The organism is Ruegeria sp. YTSA168, assembly GCF_059610045.1.
The window spans coordinates 382,690-401,544 of the sequence record NZ_JBXWMW010000002.1 but is presented as its reverse complement, the minus strand read 5'-3'; the positions used below and the strand labels follow the sequence as shown (position 1 = coordinate 401,544).

Below are 18,855 nucleotides of genomic sequence, written 5' to 3'. Positions count from 1 at the left end.
ATCAGGACAATGGCCATCGAATATCTCAAACGCGGCAAACCCGAGGCAGACAGGGCCGAGGATGACGCCAAAACACGCGCCGTCGTCGAGGCAAACCTGAAAGACATCGAAACGCGCGGCGATGCGGCTGTGCGTGAGCTGTCCGAGAAGTTCGACAATTATTCGCCCGAAAGCTATCGCCTGAGCCAGCGGCAGATTGATGACCTGATCGCCTCGCTGTCTGACCGAGAACTGGCGGATATCAAGTTTGCGCAAGAGCAGGTGATGAACTTTGCGCAGGCACAGCGGGAGTCGATGCTGGATATCGAGGTCGAAACGCTGCCCGGTGTGATCCTTGGCCATAAGAACATCCCCGTGCAGTCGGTGGGTTGCTATGTGCCTGGCGGCAAGTTCCCGATGGTGGCCTCGGCGCATATGTCGGTGGCCACTGCCAAAGTGGCTGGAGTGCCGCGGATCATCGCCTGTACCCCTCCGTTTAATGGCAAGCCAAATGCAGCTGTAATCGCAGCGATGCATCTGGGCGGCGCGCATGAGATTTATGTCATGGGCGGTATTCAGGCCGTGGGCGCAATGGCAATTGGCACCGAAACGATTGAGCCTGTGCATATGCTGGTCGGCCCCGGCAACGCCTTTGTCGCCGAAGCCAAACGCCAGCTGTTTGGTCGTGTGGGTATCGACCTGTTCGCAGGGCCGACCGAGACCATGGTCATCGCCGATGAAACTGCCGCCGATGCGGAGCTCTGCGCGACCGATCTGCTAGGGCAGGCCGAACACGGGTATAACAGCCCCTGCGTGTTGCTGACCAATTCGCGCAAACTGGCCGAAGATACATTGGCCGAGGTTGAGCGCATTCTGGGTATCCTGCCAACCTCGGGTACTGCGCGGGTCAGCTGGGACGAATACGGCGAGGTGATCGTCTGCGACACCTATGACGAAATGCTGCAAGTGGCAGATGACATCGCCTCCGAACATGTGCAGGTGATGACGGATCGTGATGACTGGTTCCTGGAGAACATGACCTGCTATGGCGCGCTGTTCCTTGGGCCACGGACCAATGTGGCAAATGGTGACAAGGTGATCGGGACCAACCACACCCTGCCGACCAAGAAGGCCGGGCGCTATACCGGTGGTCTCTGGGTTGGTAAGTTCATGAAAACTCATAGCTATCAGAAGGTCACCACCGATGAGGCCGCGACCATGATTGGCGAGTTTGGCTCGCGCCTGTGTATGCTGGAAGGCTTTGTTGGCCATGCCGAGCAATGTAATATCAGGGTGCGCCGCTACGGCGGGATCAATGTGCCTTATGGCGAAGGCGCACCCTATCGCGAGGCTGCAGAATGAGTGACGTGCATTCAGCGAATAAAGCGCTGATTGCGCCGCTTCGCGCGGCGATGCACGATTTTGATGATGTTCGGGTGCAAGCGGCGCTTAACGGCGCGCTTGCCTCGGATGCCACAATTCATATGCCATGCCCTTTTGGCGATCTGGTTGGTCCGCAAGAGCTGTATCAGACCTGCTATGCGCCGCTGTTGAGGGCGATGCCCGATCTGGAACGGCGGGACTGGATCGTTGTTGGTGGCCGAACCGAGCATGGGGATGACTGGATCGGGTGCGGGGGGCACTACTACGGCACTTTTGTTGCGCCATGGCTGGATATACCTCCTACTGGTCATTTGACCCATATGCGGTTTCACGAATTCTACCGGATCACCGAAAGTCAGGTGGTCGAGGCTCAGGCGATCTGGGATATCCCCGAAGTCATGATGCAGGCCAAGGCTTGGCCGATGGCGCCGTCCTTGGGGCTGGAATTCTGCGTGCCGGGTCCGGCAACACAGGATGGGATCGTTCCCGGCCCGTGGAACGAGGCACAGTCAAAGGCGTCCTGTGATCATATCCTAGAGATGTTGGCATACCTCACCAAACACCCAAAACAGGGTGGCCCAGAGGTGATGGAGATGCAGCGGTTCTGGCATCCGCGCATGAATTGGTACGGCCCTGCTGGCATCGGCACCGCACGGGGGATCGCCGGGTTCCGCAACTGGCACCAGATACCGTTTCTGAATGGCATGCCGGATCGCGGGCAACATGCCGATGATGTTACCCATCATTTCTTTGGTGATGCCGACTACGTGGCCGTTACCGGCTGGCCAAACATGATCCAGACCGTCACCCATGGTGGGTGGATGGGCATCGCACCATCGGACAAACGGATCAGCTTGCGGTCGCTTGATTTCTGGCGGCTTGAAAATGGCCTGATCCGCGAAAACTGGGTGCTGGTCGACCTGCTGGATGTCTATCGGCAGCTTGGTGTTGACGTCTTTGCCCGACTGGGCGAATTCAACAAAGCCCGCGTTCCGGGTGAAATTCCGTTTCCGGTTGGCGAGGCTTAGGATGACACAATTCCCCACAACACCCAGCTTCAATTTGAACGGCAAACGCGCCCTGGTTGCCGGAGCGTCCTCAGGCATTGGCCTGGCCTGCGCTGTGGCATTGGCCGAACACGGGGCCGAGGTGACACTGGCCGCGCGTCGCACAGACGCATTGCAAGAGATTGCCGCTGAGATGACATCTCGGGGGTGGTCTGCCGATGTACTTGAACTGGACGTAACCGATATAGAGGCGACCGCTGGAGCCGTGGCTGAATATGGCCCATTTGACATCTTGCTGAACTCCGCCGGTTCGGCGCGTCACAGCAAGGCGGTCGACACGAAGACCGAAGATTTCGACGCGGTCATGAATATCAACGTCAAAGGCGCGTATTTTCTGACGCAGGCCGTGGCCAAAGGATTGTTGGTCGCAGGGCGCCCCGGTTCGCTGATCAATATCTCCAGCCAGATGGGTCATGTCGGTGGGCGCGAGCGTGCGGTCTATTGCGCGACAAAGTTCGCGGTCGAGGGTTTTACAAAGGCCATGGCGTTGGAGTTGGGCCCGGCCAAAATCCGCGTGAACACCATTTGTCCGACCTTCATTCTGACTGATCTGACGCGCCCAACTTTTGAGGACCCGAACAAGCGCGCCTGGATTCTGGACAAGATCAAATTGGGCCGTCCGGGCGAAATCGAAGATATCATGGGTGCAGTTGTCTATCTGGCTTCCGATGCTTCGGGGTTGGTGACTGGAACGTCACTTATGGTGGATGGAGGTTGGACAGCGGATTGATGGCAGTGCAAAAAGTCACATCGATGGATGTTGCGCGGCTGGCCGGTGTAAGCCAGTCCGCCGTCAGTCGTGTATTCACTCCCGGTGCATCCGCATCCGCCAAAACAATCGAAAAAGTCCGCAAAGCGGCCGACCAATTGGGATACCGGCCCAATGTTCTGGCCCGCGCGGTGGTGTCAGGCAAAAGTCGGATTATCGGGCTTGTGGTCGCTTATCTCAACAACCAGTTCTACCCGGAAGCGTTGGAGAAACTGACCAACACGTTGCAGGAACGCGGCTATCATGCGCTGGTTTTCATGGCATCCAACTCGGCGCAGAACATAGACAAGGTTGTTGGGGAAATTTTGGATTTTCAGGTGGATGGGATCATCGCAGCCTCGGTCGCGCTCTCATCTGATTTGTCTGCGCGCTGCCAGTCAGCCGGGGTGCCCATGGTCTTGTTCAACCGGGGTCAGGACGATCCGTCGATGTCATCGGTTACCTCGGACAATCTGGCCGGTGGCAGGAAAGTGGCCGAGTTCCTGTTGGCCGCCGGGCACAAGAAGATCAGCTATATCGCCGGGTGGGAAGGCGCCTCGACACAGCGAGATCGCGAAGCCGGGTTTACCGCCGCCTTGCATCGGGCAGGTATACCACTCCACAGCCGTGAGATTGGCAATTTTGGCACAGAAGAGGCGAAAGAGGCTGCGCGCCGGATGTTTGCCTCGGACCCGCCCGAGGCCGTTTTTGTGGCCAACGATCATATGGCGATTGCCGTGATGGATACGCTGCGGTTCGAACTTGGTCTGAAGATCCCCGAAGACGTGTCCGTTGTGGGGTATGATGACGTCGCTGTTGCGGCCTGGCCCAGCTATGATCTGACGACAGTCCGCCAGCCTGCCAATCGCATGGTGGCCGAAACCGTGGACATATTGCTTAGCAAGATTGACGATCCGCAAATAGAACCCAGACAGCTTAAGATTGACGGACCACTGATCATTCGCGGGTCTGCCCGCATACCTGAAGGATGGAAAACATGAAGGGGTTTGATCCCAAATTCAAAGACTTTCCCGACTATATACTCGGGATCACCAAGGAGATCTGGGAAGATCGCTGCATTGCCACGCTGCATGATTACTACGGTACAGATATCGTTGTGCGCACCCCGGGTTCCGTGGTCGTTGGCAATCAGGGTGTGATTGCAGCCACCATGGCAACGCTGGCCGAGTTTCCCGATCGCACGCTTCTGGGTGAAGATGTCATCTGGTCAGGCACCCCGGAACAGGGGATGCTGTCATCACACCGCATTATTTCGACCGCGACCCATTTGGGCAATGGTGTTTATGGTAATGCAACAGGCAAGAAACTGGTCTATCGCATCCTGGCTGATTGTCACGCGATCAACAACAAGATCGACGATGAATGGTTGGTTCGGGATCAAAGCGCGATCGTGCAGCAAATGGGTTGGGATCCAAAGGACTATGCCCGCGATCTGATCGCACGCGAGGGCGGCCCCGAAGTCTGCGTGCAACCTTATACGCCGGCAAATGAGCAGCCAGGGCCTTACAAGGGTTCCGGCAATGACAACGAGTGGGGTGAGAAATACGCCGATATCCTCAGCCGGATCATGAACGCGGATATGGCCGCGGTTGAGGCTGAATACGACCGGGCCGTTCAGTCGGAATATCCCGGCGGGGTAACCGGGCACAGTTGGGCGCCGGTGGATCGGTTCTGGATGGGTTTGCGCGCCTCGTTCCCGAATGCTGACTTCTCAATTCAGCATCAGATCGGTCGAGAGGACCCCATGATGCCCCCGCGCGCAGCGATCCGATGGACCCTGCACGGCACCCATGACGGTTGGGGTGTGTTCGGCAAACCAACCGGCACTGAGGTCTTTATCCTTGGCATCAGCCATGCCGAGTTTGGCCCCTGGGGTCTGCGCCGTGAATACACTCTGTTCGACGAAACATCTGTCTGGAAGCAAATTCTGTTGAAAACCGGCGATCTGTAACATGCGACATCTAATGTCAAATTTGGACGCACGACAGTCGATGCGGCGCTACCACGCCCATCGGGCCAGTCTGCGTGCGCGGAGGCTGAATAACCGCCCGCCGGGTTTTGGGGTTTTGAACCAGAAACCCCAAACAAAAGGAAGACAGACATGAGTACAATTCAAAGCCGCATCGTTCGCTATGGCGAGTTGCAACCCTGCAAAACCGCGTTCATTGACGCCCATACGCCGGGCTCGGACCAGAAAGAGAACTTTACCATTGTGGGCGGTGGCGTTTCGGAAAGCCCTGATCAGCACGTCCACATCACCGACAAGATCGGTTTCAATATCGGCGCAGCGGGGCAACCGCCGAAATGCCGTAACTCGCTGCACAGCCACACCACGGCTGAGGTGTTCTTTGTCGCCAAAGGTCGCTGGCGGTTCTTCTGGGGTCGTTACGGTACGGCGGGTGAATTCATCGCCGAGGAAGGTGATATCTTCAACATCCCAACCGGTATCTTTCGTGGCTTCGAAAATGTGGGTCAGGACTACGGCATGATCATGTCGATCCTTGGCGGCGACGATGCAGGTGGTGGCGTCACTTGGGCCCCGCAGGTTATCGAGGATGCGCAAGCTCATGGTTTGATGCTGGGCAATAACGGCGTGCTGTATGATAGCAAGAAGGGCGAGGAATTGCCCCACAACGTGCAACCCATGCCATTGCTGAACGAAGAGGAGCTGAAGGCTTACCCAGAGGTTCCGGTCGAGGATGTGATTGGCAAATACGTCGCCCGGTATTGGGACCTGATGGCTTTGTCGGCCAACAAACCTGCGGTGGTGATTGGCGAAAACGGCCTGATCAAAGACAAGCCGGGGTTTGAGGTTGATTTCCTGGCCCGCGGATCAGCAGTGAACGACCCGAATAAAGCGGAAAAACCGGTGGTTCTGATGCCTGCAAGCGGCCATTGGCGGATTGCGATCAACGATGTTGAGGCCACATTGTCCAATGGTGATACCGCGCTGGTCTTGCCCGGTGAAACCTACAGCGTCGCGCCGTCCATGACCGGGCAAGCGGGCCTGTATCGGATCACCGCCACCGATGATCCGGCAGGGGCGACCTGGGTTGAATGACCGTAAACCCCGACGATACCCATGCCGTCTATGAACGGCAGGCCAGGACCTATGACGAGCAACGCTCGCGGGCCCTGTTCGAAGCGCGCTGGCTGGCGCGCTTCACCGCCAGCCTAAAACCCGGCGATCATGTGCTGGACCTTGGGTGCGGTGCGGGCGAGCCAATCGCGCGTTGGTTCATGGCCGAGGGGTTCAACGTCACGGGTGTTGATTTTTCACAGGCTATGCTGGACATCGCCCGAAGCCGCTGGCCCGATGGTGATTGGCAGCAGGCCGACATGCGCGACTTCGAACTCAGCCAACGATTCGACGGGATCATTGCCTGGAACAGCTTTTTCCACCTGACGGCGGACGAGCAAAAAGCCTGCATCGCGCGAATGGCGCGACATCTGCGCAGCGGGGGTATTTTGATGCTGACAGTCGGCCCCAGCGCAGGTGAGGAACAAGGAGCCGTCGGTGGCGAACTAGTATATCACGCATCGCTTTCGCCGGCGGGCTATGCCACGTGCCTCGAAGACAACGGGATGATCCTAAGCGGATTTCTGGCGAAAGATCCCGAAACCCAAAGCCATACCGTGCTGATGGCACGCAAGATTTAAGGAGGTTTCATGACCGTCAAAACAACACATGTCGGGTCTCTGCCGCGATCTCAGGAGGTTGTGGATTTCATTTTCGCCCGCGAGAATCAAGAGGTGTTCGATCAAGCCGCATTTGATGCATGCATGACCTCAGCGGTGGCTGAAACCGTCCGAAAACAGGCGGAGGCCGGGGTTGATATCGTGTCGGATGGTGAGACCTCAAAGATCTCATATGCGACCTATGTCAAAGATCGCTACACCGGATTTGCCGGGGACAGCCCGCGCAATGCGCCAGCGGATTTGAAGATGTTCCCGGGTTTTCTGAAACGTCTGGCCGATGATGGTGGCACCCCGCAATATGCCCGCCCCATGTGCGTGGGCGAGGTACGCTCGAAAGGGCAGGGAGAGTTGCAGAAGGATATCGATAACCTAAAGGCGGCGATGGCGCAGCACGGGGTTGATCGAGGGTTTATGAACGCGGCGAGCCCCGGCGTGATCTCGCTATTTTTGCAAAATGATTTCTACCTCACGCGCGAGGCCTATCTGTCCGCGCTCGCCGATGCGATGAAGGAGGAGTATGAAACCATCGTTGCAGCCGGTCTGGACCTGCAGCTGGATTGCCCCGATCTGGCCCTGTCTCGCCATATGCTGTTCACGGATCTTTCTGACGAAGAGTTCGTCAAGATTGCCGATATGCATGTCGAGGCCCTGAACCATGCGCTGCAAAACCTGCCCGCCGACAAAGTGCGCGTGCATATTTGCTGGGGCAACTACGAAGGGCCGCATTGCTGCGACATCGGCATGGACAAGGTGTTCACAACGCTGATGAACACCAAATCGCGCTATGTGCTGTTTGAAACTTCGAACCCGCGCCATGCGCATGAATGGACCGTGTTCCGCGACCGTAAGGATGAGATACCGGACGACAAGGTGCTCGTGCCTGGTGTGGTCGACACCACGACCAATTTCGTCGAACACCCTGAAGTGGTTGCCCAACGTACCCAGCGCTTTGTTGATATCGTTGGCGCTGATCGTGTGGTGGCCGGATCGGATTGCGGCTTTGGGACCTTCGCCGGGTTTGGTGCGGTGGATCCCGACATTGCCTACGCCAAGCTTGGGGCGCTGTCCGAAGGGGTTTCCCTGCTCAAATGACCCCTCTTGTTCTATTGCCGGGCATGATGTGCGATGCGCGCCTTTTCGCGCCGCAGATCGCGGCGTTGTCAGGGCACAGACCCATTGTAGTCGCGCCGATTGGCGCGTGCGACACGGTGGAGGATCTGGCCGCGCAAGTGCTGTCATATGCCCCCCCGCGCTTTGCCATGGCGGGGCTGTCCATGGGCGGGATTGTGGCGATGGAGGTTCTGGGTCAGGCCCCGGATCGGGTTTGCGGGCTGGCCCTGTTGGACACCAACCCATTGGCGGAAAAAGATGAGGTCAAAGTCAGACGCCAACCTCAGATCGACGCCGTCATGCGTGGCCAGTTGCGCGCGGTGATGGCCGAGGAAATGAAGCCTAATTACCTGACGGATGGCCCAAATCGTAGCGCAATTCTGAACCTGTGCATGGAAATGGCGTCCGACCTTGGGCCTGAGGTTTTTGTCAATCAATCCAAGGCGCTTCGAGATCGCCCGGATCAAAGCGCGACCTTGCGGGCCTTTCAGGGTGCGGCACTGGTGCTATGCGGGCGCGAGGATACGCTCTGCCCGGTTTCGCGCCACGAGTTGATGCATAGCATGATGCCCCAAAGCCGGTTGGAGGTCATCGAAGATGCAGGCCACCTGCCCACATTGGAACAACCCGAGAGAACAACAGCGGCTGTGGCCCGCTGGTTGGAGGCGATATGAAACAAACCCTTCTGGACCTGCTCAGATCGGTCGATACCCCAACGGTTTGCAACGCGATTGAAGCGGCGCAGGGTAAGCGTGGGTTCAACGCGTTTACCCGCGGAACCATGCTGTGTTCGGACCCCGATGCCAAACCCATGGTCGGATACGCCCGCACTGCAAAGATTGCCGCCGTGAATCCGCCGACAGAACTGCCCGAGGTGATCCGCCAACGCCGGATGGACTACTATCGACATATGGCAACCGGAACTGGCCCGGCTGTTACCGTGGTTGAAGACCTTGATTATCCCGACTGCATCGGCGCCTATTGGGGCGAGATCAATACCACCGTCCACAAAGGGTTCGGCATCAGCGGTGCGCTGACCAACGGTGTGATGCGTGATCTGGGTGATCTGCCGGATGATTTCCCGGTTGTAGCCGGGTCAATCGGGCCAAGCCACGGTTTCGTGCATGTGCGCGAAATCGGCACCCCGGTGTCGATATTCGGCCTAGAGATTCAGAATGGCGATCTTGTCCACGCTGACCGCCACGGCGCTTTGGTGATTCCGCCCGAGGTCGTGGGCCAGTTGGAACAGGCAATCATCAAGCTATTGGAAACCGAGAGACTGATCCTGGCACCGGCACGCGCTGCCGGGTTTGATTTTGAAGCCTTTGAAACGGCTTGGGCGGCATTTGAGGCCTCGCGGACTTAGGTTCAGGACCAATCAGTCCTGAACCTGCGCTGCCCGGTCTGATTCAGAAATCCCAGTCTTCGTCTTCGGTCGCAACCGCCTTGCCGATGACATAGGAGGAGCCGGAGCCCGAGAAGAAGTCGTGGTTTTCACTGTCCGGGCTGAGGGCGGCCAGAATTGCCGGGTTCACCTCAGAGACTTCGGGTGGGAACAGCGCTTCGAACCCGAGGTTTTGCAGCGCCTTGTTGGCATTGTAATGCAGGAAGACCTTCACATCCTCAGTCAGGCCGATCTCATCATAAAGTTCCTCGGTGTACTGGTTCTCAATCCCATAAAGCTCGAACATTAAGCCAAAGGCATAGTCCTTCAGCTCCTGCTGTTGAGCTTCGGACAACTTCTCGTAGCCGCGCTGGAATTTGTAGCCGATGTAATAGCCATGCACGGCCTCATCCCGAATGATCAGGCGGATCAGGTCTGCGGTGTTGGTCAGCTTGGCGCGGCTGGACCAATACATTGGCAGATAGAAGCCCGAATAGAACAGAAAGCTTTCCAGAAACACCGACGCGATCTTGCGTTTCAGCGGATCGTTGCCGGGCGCGTAGGTTTTCAGGATCGCCTCGGCCTTGGCTTGCAGATGCGGGTTCTCTTCGGACCAGCGGAAGGCTTCGTCGATTTCCTTGGTCGAACACAGCGTCGAGAAGATCGAAGAGTAGCTGCGTGCGTGCACCGCTTCCATAAAGGCGATGTTGGTCAGCACGGCCTCTTCATGCGGAGTGACAGCATCGGGCATCAGGGCAGGTGCACCAACCGTGTTTTGGATCGTGTCCAGTAGAGTCAAGCCCGTAAAGACGCGGATTGTCAGCTGCTTTTCATGGTCCGTCAGCGTGGCCCAGCTTTGGATGTCGTTGGACAGCGGCACCTTCTCTGGTAGCCAGAAATTGACCGTCAGTCGGTTCCAGACTTCAAGGTCCTTGTCATCTTCCAGCCGGTTCCAGTTGATGGCGCGGGGGATCTTGGTTTGGATCATGTCTTTCATTGTCACGGGCCCCTTACAACGAGCAGGATACACAGCCCTGCACCTCGGTCCCTTCGAGGGCTTCCTGGCGCAGACGCACGTAATAAATGGTTTTTATGCCTTTCTTCCACGCATAGATCTGCGCACGGTTGATATCGCGGGTCGTGGCCTCGGCCGGAAAGAACAGGGTCAGCGACAGGCCCTGATCGACATGTTCGGTCGCCGCCGCATAAGTGTCGATCAACGCCTCGGGGCCGATCTCATAGGCATCACGGTAGTATTCAAGGTTGTCATTGTCCATGAATGCTGCCGGATAGTAGACGCGGCCGATCTTGCCCTCTTTCCGGATTTCGATCTTCGAGACGATGGGGTGAATCGAAGAGGTCGAGTTGTTGATATAGCTGATCGACCCGGTTGGCGGCACCGCCTGAAGGTTGCGGTTATAGAGGCCGTGCTTCATCACATCGGTCTTCAACGTTGCCCAGTCTTCGCGCGTGGGCAGGGTCATGCCATCGAACAGAGCCTTGACCCGCTCACTTTCGGGCAGCCAATCGCGGGTGGTGTATTTGTCAAAGAAGGTGCCTGAGGCGTAGTCGGACTTCTCGAACCCCTTGAACGATGCCTTGCGCTCCTGCGCCAGATCGCAAGAGGTGCGGATCGCGTGATAGGCCATGGTGGCAAAGTAAACGGATGTGAACTCAACCCCCTCAGACGAGCCATAGTGGATGTGTTCGCGGGCAAGGAACCCGTGCAGGTTCATCTGACCCAAACCAATCGCGTGGCTTTCATCATTGCCCCGACGCACCGACGGCACCGAGTCAATCGCCGACATCTCGGACACTGCCGTCAGCGCGCGGATCGCAGCCCCGACGGTGCGGCCCAGATCACCGCCATCCATCGTCTTGGCGATGTTCAATGAGCCGAGGTTGCACGAGATATCCGTGCCCAGATGGGAATAGCTGAGGTCATCGTTGAACTCGGACGCCTCGTTCACCTGCAGAATCTCGGAACACAGGTTCGACATGTTGATCCGGCCCGCGATGGGGTTCATCCGGTTCACCGTGTCTTCGAACATTACATAAGGGTAGCCAGACTCGAACTGGATCTCGGCAATTGTCTGGAAGAATTCGCGCGCGTTGACCTTGGATTTACGGATGCGCTTGTCATCGACCATCTCGTGATACTTCTCGGTCACCGAGATTTCCGAGAACGGCACGCCATAGACCTTTTCGACGTCATGCGGCGAGAAAAGATACATATCGGCATTCTTCTTCGCCAACTCGAAAGTGATATCGGGGATCACTACGCCAAGGCTCAGCGTCTTGATGCGGATTTTCTCATCGGCGTTTTCGCGCTTGGTATCGAGGAAGCGCATGATGTCCGGGTGGTGTGCGTTCAGATACACCGCACCCGCCCCCTGCCGCGCGCCCAACTGGTTGGCGTAGGAAAAGCTGTCTTCCAGAAGTTTCATCACCGGGATCACGCCCGAGGACTGGTTCTCAATCCCTTTGATCGGCGCGCCATGTTCGCGGATGTTGGTCAGCAACAGTGCTACACCTCCGCCGCGTTTAGACAGTTGCAGGGCGGAGTTGATGCCACGCCCGATGCTTTCCATGTTGTCCTCTAGCCGCAGCAGAAAGCACGAGATCAGTTCTCCGCGCGAGGCTTTGCCTGCGTTCAGGAAGGTGGGCGTGGCGGGTTGGAAACGGCCTTCGAGGATCTCTTCCATGAACGACATCGCCAGCGCCTCATCCCCGCGCGCCAGCGCCAGCGCGGTCATGACAACACGATCCTCATAGCGTTCAAGATAGCGCTGCCCATCGCGAGTCTTCAGCGTGTAGGAGGTGTAGTACTTGAATGCGCCCAGAAAGGTTGGGAACCGGAATTTCTTGGCATAGGCCGCATCCCAGATTTTACGCATGAAGTTCTTGGAATATTGGTCCAAAACGGCCACTTCGTAATAGCCCTCGGACACGAGATACCCCAGCTTTTCATCCAGCGAGTGGAAGAACACCGTGTTCTGGTTCACATGCTGCAGGAAATACTGCCGCGCGGCTATACGGTCGGCATCGAACCGGATCTTCCCCTCGCCGTCATAGAGGTTCAGCATCGCGTTCAGCGCGTGGTAGTCTTGCTCGTTTACGCTGCTGTCGAGCATAGATGTCTCCCTAGTTTTTCCAGCCCTGCGCGGACGCGGGCGATATCAGTTTCTGTTCCGGCCAGCTCAAACGAATAGAGCAGCGGTACGTTGCATTTCTGGGCAATGATGCGACCAGCCAAAGCGTAGGTCGCACCGAAATTGCGGTTGCCTGTGCCGATCACTCCGACGATCCCGGCGCGTCTGCCTGGATCATTCAGGAACCGGATCACCTGTTTTGGAACCGCCCCACGACCTTCGCCATCGGCATAGGTGGGGCTGATCAGCACATAGGGGTGTCCAGGGTCAGACAGCGGGTCCATTCCGTTCGGAATGCGGAAAGAGGTCAGGCCCAGCCGCGAAACAAAGCGGTGGGTGTTTCCGGATTTCGATGAGAAATAAACCAGCGCCGGGAGCGGCGCAGTCATGGGTCAGGCCAGTTGGGCGATCATGTCGGGGCGGAAACCCGACCAGTGATCACTGCCTGCCACAACTACGGGGGCCTGACGATAGCCCAGCTCGGTCACATGGGTCATGGCGCTGTCATCTTCGGTCAGGTCAACGACGTCATAGGAAATACCTTTGGCATCCAGTGCACGTGTGGTGGCGGTGCATTGTACGCAAGCGGGTTTAGAATATACGGTAATGCTCATGTCGTCCTCTGTCCTTTTTAGTTCAAAGTCGAGGACGCAAGGGCTAAACAGGCCCCAATCACGCCCCCGAACCCTCCGTTCGTGGTTATCAGTCTCGCCCGGCAGGTCTCCTGGCTTGCGGATCGACGTTCGGACTGGCCTTCCCAAAAGCACGCTTTCAGTGGCGTGTTCAGCCGAACTCTCCGTTTACAGTTGCGGGGGCAGCGCCGGTTTTCCACCGGTTTCCCTCTTAGCTTCCGATATGAATCGAAAGAACCGAAGCAACACTATATTGGGTCTGTCAGGCGGTTGATGTCAATATATAGCGTCGCTATGGGATGAGATTATTTTTGTACGACCCGGGCGTCCGGCTTGTCCATTTCCGAAAGGCCCGGTGAAAATTTGCTGGGGCTGAAAAGCCGGTGTCATAGGCGATCTGCTCGATACTATCCTGTCCCTGTTGCAGGGCACCTATGGCGATGTCACGGCGTAGCGCGTCCTTGATATCCTGAAAGGATGTGCCTTCTTCGTTCAACCGCCGGTTCAGCGTACGTGGTGTCATTTTCAGGGCCTGAGCAGCATCCGGCAACTGACAGGATTGCCAGGACGCGCCGTATAGAAAGGCGCGAACCCGCAGGCTGCTGGTATGCGCACGTGAGCTGGTGAAAATCCAATCAAGGGGTGCGCGTTGAAGGAATACAGAGGCTTCGGAAGAACTGCGTGCAATCGGGCGCGTAAACTCATTCGGGTCGAACAGAATGCTTGTCTGCGGCGCGTCAAATTCAACGGGGCAGGGGAACACCACGGCATAGTCGGCTGCGAAATCGGGGCGGGGAAAGGCAAAGTGCACAGTTCTGACCGGCGTCTCTGCCCCGCTGAGCCAGGACAAAAGCCCATGCGCCAATTTCAGGATCAACATATGACCAAAGCGGTGCGCGCGAGTGTGATTCAGATAAGGGAACAGCTTTAGCTCCACCTGATCAGACTCTGAGTGCAAATCCAGCCGGAAATCATCCAGCAACAGGTTCCAGAATGTCGAGTACCGATACAGGGCCGAGGTCAGGCTGCTTGCTTCGCGTTGCACGGTCACCAGATGTTGCAGGGCGCGAGGCCGGATTGGGCGGCTCCACAGCCCCATCATTTCGTCGCCGGTCTCGGGCGCGGCCAGCTGATAGAGCTGTGCGATTTCATTCAGGGTAACGCGCTGGGTCGATGCCATCGAGCCAGGTTGCAGCCCCGAGCGCGCAAGAAGTGAACGCATTACCGACGGTGTGCAACACGAACTAAGAGCGTCCAGCCAATCCTGGATAAAACCCGCTGATACGGTGGTCAGAGAGATGGGGTCAGGACGGGTCATAACGGCTTCGAATTGGCGTAATCGGATACAATCTTGTCAAGATATGAGCTTATCTGCAAGTCTTCGCGTAGATACATGACGTGAAACCATAGTCGTCGAAAGGAAACAGGCATGTCCTATCAACCGCCCGTGCAGGATTTGATGTTCTGTATTGAACACCTGTCTCATTGGGACCAGGTATCCTCGATGGCGGTGTATGCGGATTATGATCTGGCGGATATTGGCGCGGCTTTGGAGGGTTACGCCCGGTTCTGCAGTGAACAAATCGCACCCTTGTCCCATATCGGCGATACGCTGGGTGCCCGGTTCGACAATGGGCGGGTGACGATGCCTGAAGGGGACGCGCAAGCCTATGCACAATTCGTCGAAATGGGTTGGCAGGCCCTGACCCATCCAGTGGAGTACGGCGGAATGGGTCTTCCGAAAACCGTTGGCGCAGCGGCGGTTGAGATGTTGAATGCTGCCGATATGAGCTTTGGCCTATGCCCACTGCTCACCGATGGCGCGATCGAGGCATTACTGCTGACTGGATCGGATGAGCAGAAAGCCATCTACTTAGAGCCGCTAATTGCCGGGCGTTGGTCGGGCACGATGAACCTGACCGAACCGCAGGCGGGCAGCGATCTGGGTCGCGTCTCGACCAAGGCGGTGCAGCGCGAGGATGGCAGCTATGGCGTTTCTGGCACCAAGATTTTCATCACCTATGGTGCGCATGACCTGACAGAGAACATCATACATCTGGTTCTGGCGCGCACGCCTGATGCACCTGCGGGACCGAAGGGTCTCAGCCTATTCATTGTCCCTCAGAAGATGGTGGCTGCGGATGGCTCGGTCGGGGCCGAGAACTCGGTGAACTGTGTCAGCATCGAACACAAGCTGGGCGTGCGCGCCAGTCCGACTGCTGTGCTGGAATACAAGGACGCCATCGGGTTCATGATCGGTGAGGAAAACCGCGGGCTGGAATACATGTTCATCATGATGAACGCCGCGCGCTTTTCCGTCGGTGTTCAGGGCGTCGCGACATCAGAACGCGCCTATCAGCGCGCCTTGACTTATGCGCGGGACCGGGTCCAGAGCCGCCCCGTGAATGGTCAGGTCAAGGAGGCGGTGGCGATCATCGAACACCCCGACGTGCGCCGCATGTTGATGCGGATGCGCAGCCTGACAGAGGGTGGTCGCGCGATGGCGGCGGCCACAGCCGGGTTGCTGGACATCGCACACCATCAGGAAGACCCGGAGATCGCCGCTCTGGCCGAGTTCATGGTTCCGCTGGTCAAGGGCTTCTGCTCGGAACGCGCGGTCGAGGTTGCCTCGCAGGGGGTTCAGATCCACGGCGGCATGGGCTTCATCGAAGAAACCGGCGCCGCACAGCATTACCGCGATGCCCGTATTCTACCGATCTACGAAGGTACCACCGCCATTCAGGCCAACGACCTTCTGGGACGCAAGGTCATGCGCGACGGGGGCGAGACCGCCCGCCGGTTCGCCGCCCGCATTGCGGCGACCGAGGCCGAGCTGGCAGAAGGCGATGCTACTGCGCAGGTCATCGGCGCAAGCCTAGCAAAGGCACGCGGCGTGTTTGAGGAAGCGCTGGAGTGGTTGCTTGATAGTAGCCGCAAAGATATCGACGCCGCTTTTGCGGGCTCGGTTCCGTTTCTGATGCTTTCAGGTACACTCGCCGCAGGTTGGAAACTGGCCAAAAGCATCACCCCCGCGCAGGCAGCCCTAGCAGCGGGACAGGACACCGAGTTCATGACACAAAAGATCGCCACCGCGCTGTTTTTCGCCCTGCACATCCTGCCTGAATGCAGCGCCGAACACGCCCGCATTCTGCACGGCGCGCGCAGCTTGCTTGACGCGGACTTCCCTGAATAACGCCTTTATAAGGATCTGACTCATGAATGATGTCGTGAACCCCGCCACCTATGAGAACCTCGCGATTTCCGAGCGTGACAACGGCCTCTATGTTGTGACCCTGAACCGCCCGTCCAAGCGCAATGCGTTGGATGTGGCAACGATCGAGGAGCTGATCCGTTTTTTCAGCGGCGCACGTATGGCCGACGTTCGGGCTGTTGTGCTGACCGGCGAGGGCGATCACTTTTGCGCGGGGCTTGATCTGGTCGAACACTGGAAAGCCGACCGCAGCCCGGATGACTTCATGCATGTCTGCCTGCGCTGGCACGAGGCGTTCAATAAGATGGAATATGGTGGTGTGCCGATCATCGCCGCCCTGAAAGGCGCGGTGGTTGGCGGCGGGCTGGAGCTTGCCAGCGCCGCCCATATCCGCGTCATCGACCCCGGCACCTATTTCGCCTTGCCCGAGGGTCAGCGCGGGATTTTCACGGGCGGAGGCGCAACCATCCGCGTATCGGACATGATCGGCAAATACCGCATGATCGACATGATCCTGACCGGTCGCGTCTACCAGGGGCAGGAGGCCGTCGATCTGGGACTGGCGCAGTACATCACTGAAGACGGCGGCAGCATGGCCAAGGCAATGGAACTGGCCGAGCAAATCGCACAGAACCTACCTCTGACCAATTTTGCAATCTGTTCGGCGATCAGCCACTTGAATAACATGTCCGGCATGGATGCAGCTTATGCCGAAGCCGTGGTCGGTGGCGTGGTCAACACCCAACCTGCTGCCCGCGAACGGCTGGAAGCCTTTGCCAACAAAACCGCCGCCCGCGTGCGGCCCAACAGCTAAGACAGGCGGGACCCGGATGCGCCTCCATTTCGAAGCTCTTCAGAAGACACGGGCCAACCATGTGCCTTTGTCACCTTTGTCCTTCCTGCGCCGCGCGGAATCCCTGCACGGCGCGCGCACGGCCGTTATCTATGGTGACATCCGACGAAGCTGGGCGGAAACCGCCACCCGTATTCGCGCGGTGGCTAGTGGGTTGGCAACACTTGGCGTGCAGAAGGGCGATACGGTCTCGGTCCTCAGCCCGAACATCCCGGAACTGTTTGAGCTGCATTTTGCCCTGCCCCTGACTGGAGGGGTGCTGAATACGCTCAACACCCGGCTCGAGCCCGAAACCATCGCCTATATCCTGGACCATGCGGACACTAAGCTGGTGATCGTGGACCGGGAACTGGTGCCGCTTCTGTCCAAAGCGTTTGATCTGCTGGGTCGCACAATACCTGTGGTCGAAATCGCCGATCCTGCGGCCACTGGTGAAAGCCTCGGTGGCCAGACCTATGAGGCGCTGGCCGCGGCCCCGCCCTTGCCGATAAATCTTCCCGAAGATGAGTGGGACGCAATTGCGCTGAACTACACCTCGGGCACCTCTGGCCGCCCCAAGGGTGTCGTGTATCACCACCGTGGCGCTTACCTGATGGCGTTGGGTACGGGCACCGCGTGGCAGATACCGCCCTATCCGGTATACCTGTCCGTCGTGCCGATGTTCCACTGCAACGGCTGGGGGCATCCCTGGCTGATGGCAATGCTAGGAGGTACGGTTGTCTTTACGCGCGCGCCCGTCGCAGACCGTGTTCTGGAGGCGATCCGCACCCATGGTGTGACCCATTTCGGTGCCGCCCCCATCGTGCTGCAAATGCTGGCCGAAGCCGAAAGCGACGCCGCCCCGTTTGAACCTGCGATCCGCGTGTTGACCGCAGGCGCGCCTCCGCCCCCTTCGGTCTTGGAAAAGACCCGCGCGATGGGATTTGACGTCATGCAGGTCTATGGTCTGACCGAGACTTACGGTCACATCTCGCAATGCCTCTGGCAGGAGGAGTGGAACGATCTAAGCCCAGCGGAACAGGCCGAGTTGCAAGCCCAACAGGGCATCGCCTTTCCGATGGTCGAAGAGGTCACGGTGATCGACCGTGACAGCGGCGCGCCGGTACAGCGCGATGGTGCCACGCAAGGTGAGATTGCCATTAGGGGCAACACGGTCATGGCCGGATATTACAAAGACGCCGAGGCGTCCTCGAATGCCTTCGAGGACGGCTGGTTCTGGTCCGGCGACGGAGCTGTGATGCATGAGAATGGTTACATCCAGATCCGCGACCGGCTGAAAGACGTGATCATCTCGGGCGGCGAAAACATCTCATCGGTTGAGGTCGAAGCGGTGCTGTATCGCCACGACGCGGTTCAGGCCGCCGCCGTGGTTGCAATGCCGCATGAGAAATGGGGAGAGGTCCCCTGCGCCTTTATCGAATTGCGCGACGGGGCCGAGGCAAACGCCGAGGACATCATCACCTTCTGTCGCGATCATCTGTCTGGATTCAAAGCCCCAAAAGCGGTTGTTTTTGAGATCCTTCCCAAGACCTCAACCGGCAAAATCCAGAAATTCCAGCTACGCGAACGCGTCAAAGCATTGAAGCTTTGACGCTGACGCTAACTGGTAGCCCGAG

Annotated in this window: 18 protein-coding genes and 1 riboswitch; of the genes, 13 read left to right on the top strand and 5 right to left on the bottom strand. The window is 58.0% G+C overall.

Annotation, left to right across the window (positions count from 1 at the left end):
* Window positions 1-9 precede the first annotated feature (9 nt).
* The 10 genes from hisD (at window position 10) to AC2FFE_RS05565 (ending at window position 9,373) form a co-directional block, all read left to right on the top strand.
* Window positions 10-1,341, top strand: a complete 1,332-nt coding sequence (hisD, locus tag AC2FFE_RS05610; RefSeq protein ID WP_496846107.1) for a histidinol dehydrogenase — start codon at window positions 10-12, stop codon at window positions 1,339-1,341.
* The gene (locus tag AC2FFE_RS05605) at window positions 1,338-2,390 is read left to right on the top strand and encodes an ester cyclase (RefSeq protein WP_496846106.1); all 1,053 of its coding nucleotides are present in this window, start codon (window positions 1,338-1,340) and stop codon (window positions 2,388-2,390) included. The genes hisD and AC2FFE_RS05605 overlap by 4 nt, the downstream gene beginning before the upstream one ends.
* 1 nt (window position 2,391) lies before the next feature.
* Window positions 2,392-3,159 (top strand): SDR family NAD(P)-dependent oxidoreductase, encoded by a 768-nt coding sequence (locus AC2FFE_RS05600; protein ID WP_496817940.1) that lies wholly within the window; start codon window positions 2,392-2,394, stop codon window positions 3,157-3,159.
* Window positions 3,159-4,178, top strand: coding sequence for a LacI family DNA-binding transcriptional regulator (locus AC2FFE_RS05595; protein ID WP_496817941.1), 1,020 nt, complete (start codon window positions 3,159-3,161; stop codon window positions 4,176-4,178). The genes AC2FFE_RS05600 and AC2FFE_RS05595 overlap by 1 nt, the downstream gene beginning before the upstream one ends.
* Window positions 4,175-5,149 carry a nuclear transport factor 2 family protein gene (locus AC2FFE_RS05590; protein WP_496846105.1) on the top strand — a complete coding sequence of 325 codons (975 nt, stop codon included), beginning with the start codon at window positions 4,175-4,177 and terminating at the stop codon, window positions 5,147-5,149. The genes AC2FFE_RS05595 and AC2FFE_RS05590 overlap by 4 nt, the downstream gene beginning before the upstream one ends.
* A gap of 150 nt (window positions 5,150-5,299) precedes the next feature.
* Complete coding sequence (locus tag AC2FFE_RS05585; protein WP_496846104.1) at window positions 5,300-6,259, top strand: cupin domain-containing protein; 960 nt, start codon at window positions 5,300-5,302, stop codon at window positions 6,257-6,259.
* Window positions 6,256-6,858, top strand: a complete 603-nt coding sequence (locus AC2FFE_RS05580; protein WP_496846103.1) for a class I SAM-dependent DNA methyltransferase — start codon at window positions 6,256-6,258, stop codon at window positions 6,856-6,858. The genes AC2FFE_RS05585 and AC2FFE_RS05580 overlap by 4 nt, the downstream gene beginning before the upstream one ends.
* Before the next feature lie 9 nt (window positions 6,859-6,867).
* Complete coding sequence (locus tag AC2FFE_RS05575) at window positions 6,868-7,989, top strand: cobalamin-independent methionine synthase II family protein (RefSeq protein WP_496846102.1); 1,122 nt, start codon at window positions 6,868-6,870, stop codon at window positions 7,987-7,989.
* A complete protein-coding gene (locus AC2FFE_RS05570; protein WP_496817946.1) occupies window positions 7,986-8,681 on the top strand; it encodes an alpha/beta fold hydrolase in 696 nt (231 codons plus the stop codon). Before AC2FFE_RS05575 ends, AC2FFE_RS05570 begins: the two co-directional genes overlap by 4 nt.
* Entirely contained in the window at window positions 8,678-9,373 is a 696-nt protein-coding gene (locus AC2FFE_RS05565) for an RraA family protein (RefSeq protein ID WP_496846101.1), read from the top strand. Before AC2FFE_RS05570 ends, AC2FFE_RS05565 begins: the two co-directional genes overlap by 4 nt.
* A gap of 43 nt (window positions 9,374-9,416) precedes the next feature.
* Here the strand turns inward: AC2FFE_RS05565 and nrdF are convergent, their stop codons facing one another.
* The 5 genes from nrdF to AC2FFE_RS05540 all read right to left on the bottom strand — a co-directional run bounded on the left by nrdF (window position 9,417) and on the right by AC2FFE_RS05540 (window position 14,397).
* Window positions 9,417-10,388, bottom strand: coding sequence for a class 1b ribonucleoside-diphosphate reductase subunit beta (gene nrdF / locus AC2FFE_RS05560; RefSeq protein WP_496817948.1), 972 nt, complete (start codon window positions 10,386-10,388; stop codon window positions 9,417-9,419).
* A gap of 13 nt (window positions 10,389-10,401) precedes the next feature.
* A complete protein-coding gene (gene nrdE / locus AC2FFE_RS05555) occupies window positions 10,402-12,525 on the bottom strand; it encodes a class 1b ribonucleoside-diphosphate reductase subunit alpha (protein ID WP_496846100.1) in 2,124 nt (707 codons plus the stop codon).
* On the bottom strand, window positions 12,507-12,932 hold the full coding sequence (gene nrdI, locus AC2FFE_RS05550) for a class Ib ribonucleoside-diphosphate reductase assembly flavoprotein NrdI (protein ID WP_496817950.1): 426 nt from the start codon (window positions 12,930-12,932) through the stop codon (window positions 12,507-12,509). Before nrdI ends, nrdE begins: the two co-directional genes overlap by 19 nt.
* A gap of 3 nt (window positions 12,933-12,935) precedes the next feature.
* The gene (gene nrdH / locus AC2FFE_RS05545) at window positions 12,936-13,157 is read right to left on the bottom strand and encodes a glutaredoxin-like protein NrdH (protein WP_039530729.1); all 222 of its coding nucleotides are present in this window, start codon (window positions 13,155-13,157) and stop codon (window positions 12,936-12,938) included.
* 83 nt (window positions 13,158-13,240) lie between these two features.
* Window positions 13,241-13,433, bottom strand: a riboswitch (cobalamin riboswitch).
* A gap of 34 nt (window positions 13,434-13,467) precedes the next feature.
* Window positions 13,468-14,397 (bottom strand): AraC family transcriptional regulator, encoded by a 930-nt coding sequence (locus AC2FFE_RS05540; RefSeq protein WP_496817951.1) that lies wholly within the window; start codon window positions 14,395-14,397, stop codon window positions 13,468-13,470.
* A 207-nt stretch (window positions 14,398-14,604) separates the two neighbouring features.
* On the opposite strand from AC2FFE_RS05540, the gene AC2FFE_RS05535 reads away from it, so the two are divergent.
* The 3 genes from AC2FFE_RS05535 to AC2FFE_RS05525 are packed head-to-tail and all read left to right on the top strand — an operon-like array spanning window position 14,605 to window position 18,830.
* Window positions 14,605-16,368 (top strand): acyl-CoA dehydrogenase family protein, encoded by a 1,764-nt coding sequence (locus tag AC2FFE_RS05535; protein ID WP_496846099.1) that lies wholly within the window; start codon window positions 14,605-14,607, stop codon window positions 16,366-16,368.
* A 22-nt stretch (window positions 16,369-16,390) separates the two neighbouring features.
* On the top strand, window positions 16,391-17,200 hold the full coding sequence (gene dmdD, locus AC2FFE_RS05530; protein ID WP_496817954.1) for a methylthioacryloyl-CoA hydratase: 810 nt from the start codon (window positions 16,391-16,393) through the stop codon (window positions 17,198-17,200).
* Window positions 17,201-17,216: 16 nt separating this feature from the next.
* Window positions 17,217-18,830, top strand: coding sequence for an AMP-binding protein (locus AC2FFE_RS05525; RefSeq protein ID WP_496846098.1), 1,614 nt, complete (start codon window positions 17,217-17,219; stop codon window positions 18,828-18,830).
* Window positions 18,831-18,855: the final 25 nt, after the last annotated feature.

Coding starts and splice junctions, on each gene's coding strand:
- AC2FFE_RS05600 (WP_496817940.1), top strand. CDS start 2,392: ATGACACAATTCCCCACAACACCCAGCTTCAATTTGAACGGCAAACGC.
- AC2FFE_RS05605 (WP_496846106.1), top strand. CDS start 1,338: ATGAGTGACGTGCATTCAGCGAATAAAGCGCTGATTGCGCCGCTTCGC.
- AC2FFE_RS05590 (WP_496846105.1), top strand. CDS start 4,175: ATGAAGGGGTTTGATCCCAAATTCAAAGACTTTCCCGACTATATACTC.
- AC2FFE_RS05570 (WP_496817946.1), top strand. CDS start 7,986: ATGACCCCTCTTGTTCTATTGCCGGGCATGATGTGCGATGCGCGCCTT.
- AC2FFE_RS05575 (WP_496846102.1), top strand. CDS start 6,868: ATGACCGTCAAAACAACACATGTCGGGTCTCTGCCGCGATCTCAGGAG.
- nrdF (WP_496817948.1), bottom strand. CDS start 10,388: ATGAAAGACATGATCCAAACCAAGATCCCCCGCGCCATCAACTGGAAC.
- hisD (WP_496846107.1), top strand. CDS start 10: ATGGCCATCGAATATCTCAAACGCGGCAAACCCGAGGCAGACAGGGCC.
- nrdH (WP_039530729.1), bottom strand. CDS start 13,157: ATGAGCATTACCGTATATTCTAAACCCGCTTGCGTACAATGCACCGCC.
- AC2FFE_RS05565 (WP_496846101.1), top strand. CDS start 8,678: ATGAAACAAACCCTTCTGGACCTGCTCAGATCGGTCGATACCCCAACG.
- AC2FFE_RS05535 (WP_496846099.1), top strand. CDS start 14,605: ATGTCCTATCAACCGCCCGTGCAGGATTTGATGTTCTGTATTGAACAC.
- AC2FFE_RS05595 (WP_496817941.1), top strand. CDS start 3,159: ATGGCAGTGCAAAAAGTCACATCGATGGATGTTGCGCGGCTGGCCGGT.
- AC2FFE_RS05540 (WP_496817951.1), bottom strand. CDS start 14,397: ATGCGTTCACTTCTTGCGCGCTCGGGGCTGCAACCTGGCTCGATGGCA.
- AC2FFE_RS05580 (WP_496846103.1), top strand. CDS start 6,256: ATGACCGTAAACCCCGACGATACCCATGCCGTCTATGAACGGCAGGCC.
- dmdD (WP_496817954.1), top strand. CDS start 16,391: ATGAATGATGTCGTGAACCCCGCCACCTATGAGAACCTCGCGATTTCC.
- nrdE (WP_496846100.1), bottom strand. CDS start 12,525: ATGCTCGACAGCAGCGTAAACGAGCAAGACTACCACGCGCTGAACGCG.
- AC2FFE_RS05585 (WP_496846104.1), top strand. CDS start 5,300: ATGAGTACAATTCAAAGCCGCATCGTTCGCTATGGCGAGTTGCAACCC.
- nrdI (WP_496817950.1), bottom strand. CDS start 12,932: ATGACTGCGCCGCTCCCGGCGCTGGTTTATTTCTCATCGAAATCCGGA.
- AC2FFE_RS05525 (WP_496846098.1), top strand. CDS start 17,217: ATGCGCCTCCATTTCGAAGCTCTTCAGAAGACACGGGCCAACCATGTG.